Annotated in this window: 4 protein-coding genes; 1 reads left to right on the forward strand and 3 read right to left on the reverse strand. The window is 70.3% G+C overall.

Translation table 11 applies throughout. The features are described 5' to 3' along the window. Positions 1-70: 70 nt before the first annotated feature. The 3 genes from ACFXGX_RS42745 to ACFXGX_RS42755 form a co-directional block, all read right to left on the reverse strand. Entirely contained in the window at positions 71-1,030 is a 960-nt protein-coding gene (locus tag ACFXGX_RS42745; RefSeq protein ID WP_384803762.1) for an SPFH domain-containing protein, read from the reverse strand. Between the two features lie 130 nt (positions 1,031-1,160). Beyond that, complete coding sequence (locus ACFXGX_RS42750) at positions 1,161-1,595, reverse strand: NfeD family protein (RefSeq protein ID WP_384803765.1); 435 nt, start codon at positions 1,593-1,595, stop codon at positions 1,161-1,163. 96 nt (positions 1,596-1,691) lie between these two features. Next, complete coding sequence (locus ACFXGX_RS42755; protein WP_384803768.1) at positions 1,692-2,483, reverse strand: ABC transporter ATP-binding protein; 792 nt, start codon at positions 2,481-2,483, stop codon at positions 1,692-1,694. Between the two features lie 121 nt (positions 2,484-2,604). On the opposite strand from ACFXGX_RS42755, the gene ACFXGX_RS42760 reads away from it, so the two are divergent. Further along, entirely contained in the window at positions 2,605-3,393 is a 789-nt protein-coding gene (locus ACFXGX_RS42760) for a hypothetical protein (protein WP_384803771.1), read from the forward strand. Positions 3,394-3,486: the final 93 nt, after the last annotated feature.

Below are 3,486 nucleotides of genomic sequence, written 5' to 3' on the forward strand. Positions count from 1 at the left end.
CCGTACGGGGACGGGGCCCACCTCTCGCGAGAGGTGGGCCCCGTCCCCGTACGGCATCCGTCGTACGGCATCAGTCCGTGATGGACGGCTTCTCGCGGCGTTCGTTCCCGCCGCCGGAGTCTCCGGAGGAGCCCCGGCTGCCCGAACCCCCGCCCGGCGCACCGAAGCTGCCCATGGCGCCGCTGAGGCCCTTGAGCGCGTCACCGATCTCGCTGGGCACGATCCAGAGCTTGTTGGCGTCGCCCTGGGCGATCTTCGGGAGCATCTGGAGGTACTGGTACGAAAGGAGCTTCTGGTCCGGGTCTCCGGCGTGGATGGCCTCGAAGACCGTACGGACGGCCTGGGCCTCGCCCTCGGCGCGCAGGGCCGCGGCCTTGGCCTCACCTTCGGCGCGCAGGATCGCGGACTGCTTCTCGCCCTCGGCGGTGAGGATCTGCGACTGGCGGATGCCCTCCGCGGTGAGAATCGCGGCGCGCTTGTCGCGGTCTGCGCGCATCTGCTTCTCCATCGAGTCCTGGATGGAGGTGGGCGGTTCGATCGCCTTCAGCTCGACGCGGTTGACGCGGATGCCCCACTTGCCGGTGGCCTCGTCGAGGACGCCGCGCAGGGCCGCGTTGATCTCCTCGCGGGAGGTCAGGGTCCGCTCCAGGTCCATGCCGCCGATGATGTTGCGCAGCGTGGTGACGGTGAGCTGCTCGATCGCCTGGATGTAGCTGGCGACCTCGTACGTCGCGGCGCGCGCGTCGGTGACCTGGTAATAGATGACGGTGTCGATGTTGACGACCAGGTTGTCCTGGGTGATCACCGGCTGCGGAGGGAACGGGACGACCTGTTCACGCAGGTCGATGCGGTTGCGGATCGAATCTATGAACGGGACGACGATGTTCAGTCCGGCGTTCAGTGTCCGGGTGTAGCGGCCGAAGCGCTCGACGATGGCGGCGCTGGCCTGTGGGATGACCTGGATGGTCTTGATCAGGGCGATGAAGACCAGCACCACCAGAATGATCAGGACGATGATGATCGGTTCCATCGATGCTCCCCGTACCCTTCTCCACTCGGCAATTGCGAAAGATCTTATGGGTGTTGAAGATCTTGCTGGACGAGTCTGACAGAACGTCGCCTGCCACGTGGGGCGTTCGGTTCACTTGCGTTGTACGAGGTCACATGACGATCGCCGTGGCTCCGTCGATATCCACGACATCCACTTCCTGGCCCACCTCGTAGGCCTGGCCCCCGTCGAGGGAGCGCGCGGACCAGATCTCTCCGCCGAGCTTGACGCGGCCGGCGCCCGAACTGTCCACGCGTTCCAGGACGATGGCCTGTTTTCCCTTCAACGCCTCGATCCCGGTGGCGAGTTCGGGGCGCCGGGTGCGGTGCCGGGTCGCGATGGGGCGTACGACGGCGATGAGTGCGACCGACACGACGACGAACACGAGTGTCTGGACGACGACACCGCCGCCGAGACCTGCGGCGACCGCGCCGGCGACGGCGCCCACGGAGAGCATGCCGAACTCGGGCATCGCGGTCACCACGAGCGGGATGCCGAGTCCGGCCGCACCGATCAGCCACCACACCCATGCGTTGATGTCGTCCACATGGTCATGGTAGGACCGCGGCCCCCCGGCGGACAGAGCGCACGATCACGTCGAATACGCCGGTTGAGGGGTACGCGGGTACGCGGGCGGGGCGGTTCAGCCCATCGGCAGGCCCTGCGCGGTCCAGCGCTCGCCGACCTGCTCGACGACGAGGGGGAGACCGAAGCAGAGGGAGAGGTTGCGCGAGGTGAGCTCGAGTTCCAGCGGTCCGGCGGCGAGCACCTTGCCCTGGCGGATCATCAGGACGTGGGTGAAGCCGGGAGCGATCTCCTCGACGTGGTGCGTGACCATGATCATGGAGGGGGCGATCGGGTCCCGCGCGAGCCGGCCGAGGCGGCGCACGAGGTCCTCGCGGCCACCGAGGTCGAGGCCGGCCGCGGGCTCGTCGAGCAGCAGCAGCTCGGGGTCGGTCATCAGGGCGCGGGCGATCAGGGTGCGCTTGCGCTCGCCCTCGGAGAGGGTGCCGAACCTGCGGTCCAGGTAGTCGCTCATGCCGAGGCGGTCGAGGAAGGCGCGGGCGCGCTGCTCGTCGATGTCCTCGTAGTCCTCGTGCCAGCCGGCGGTCATGCCGTACGCGGCGGTGAGGACCGTCTGGAGGACCGTCTGGCGCTTGGGGAGCTTCTCGGCCATCGCGATACCGGCGATGCCGATGCGCGGGCGCAGGTCGAAGACGTCGACCTTGCCTAGGGTCTCACCGAGGATGGTGGCGGTGCCCGCACTGGGGAAGAGGTAGCTGGAGGCGACGTTCAGGAGGGTGGTCTTCCCGGCGCCGTTGGGGCCGAGGATGACCCAGCGTTCCCCCTCCTTGACCGACCAGGAGACCTGGTCCACCAGAGCCCGGCCCTCGCGGACCACGGATACGTCCACCAGCTCCAGTACATCGCTCATGAGCGCGTTGTCTCCCATTGCAGTCTCGGCCGTCGCTTGCGTCTGTGGACGAAGCCCCCAGGGAAAACCTACGCCACCGGTCGGGCACACCGACCCATCGGCCGGTCCTTAGGGTGGGGGCATGCTCTCCGAACCACGCTCAGGACGGCTGGCCTCATGGGGAAATGCCCTATTGGCCGGACTTGTTTCCCCGGACGACGCCGTGCTCGCCGTCGTCGGGGACGACGCGGTGCACCGGGTCGAGGGGTTGCCCGGCGAGTCGGGGCCCGTCGGGCTCACGCTCGCTCTCGGCCGGCTGCGCCGACTCGGGGTGACCGGGCTGCGGATCGCGTTGCCCGCGCCGGGGCATCCGCTGGGGCTCAGCGGGCCGCCCGAGTTCAACGCGCGCGCCCTCGACGCCGAGGAGGCCGTGGTCTGCCACGGCGCGGCGCTGGGGCTCGTGCCCGAGGTCTACGAGGCCGGGCCCGCCGGCGATGTCCATGTCGAGGTCGTCTGGCACTGCCTCGCCGTGCGCGAGGCGCCGCCCGCCGATGTGCCCTCGCTCGGGGAGGCGGAGCGGGAGCTGGCGGAGGCGCTCCGCGACGCGACGGAGGTGCTGTCGCGGCTGGACGTGGCCGGGTCGGGGCCGGTCGCGGCGGCGGCGATCGACGCGTACCGGGCTCGGGCGGAGCGGGGGCGCGAGGTGCTGGCGCCCGGGTACCCGCCGCGCGCGGTGCGGGTGCTGGAGCTGGCGCAGCGGGTCGGGATGCTGATCTCGGTGGCGCACGAGAGCGGGCACGGCGGTGCGGTGAGCGCGTCGGAGATGGCCGCGCGGACGGAGGCGCTGCGCCCGGTGGAGCGAACGGCCCGGCGGGCGCAGGTGGCGGCGTACAACGCGTTCGTGGAGGAGCGGGAGCGGGGGGCGCGCTGAGCTCGGCTCGGCTCGGCGTGCGGGTTCGGTCCGGTGGGTGGGTCGGGGCCGTGCCGGTGCATCAGCCCGTCGCCGTTGGGTGAGGGGTGGGCG

The sequence above is a fragment of the Streptomyces sp. NPDC059371 genome (assembly GCF_042751995.1).
Taxonomy (GTDB): domain Bacteria; phylum Actinomycetota; class Actinomycetes; order Streptomycetales; family Streptomycetaceae; genus Streptomyces.

Bases quoted from the DNA above. Each gene is read 5' to 3' on its own strand.
- ACFXGX_RS42745 (WP_384803762.1), bottom strand. From the start codon at position 1,030: ATGGAACCGATCATCATCGTCCTGATCATTCTGGTGGTGCTGGTCTTC.
- ACFXGX_RS42755 (WP_384803768.1), bottom strand. From the start codon at position 2,483: ATGAGCGATGTACTGGAGCTGGTGGACGTATCCGTGGTCCGCGAGGGC.
- ACFXGX_RS42760 (WP_384803771.1), top strand. From the start codon at position 2,605: ATGCTCTCCGAACCACGCTCAGGACGGCTGGCCTCATGGGGAAATGCC.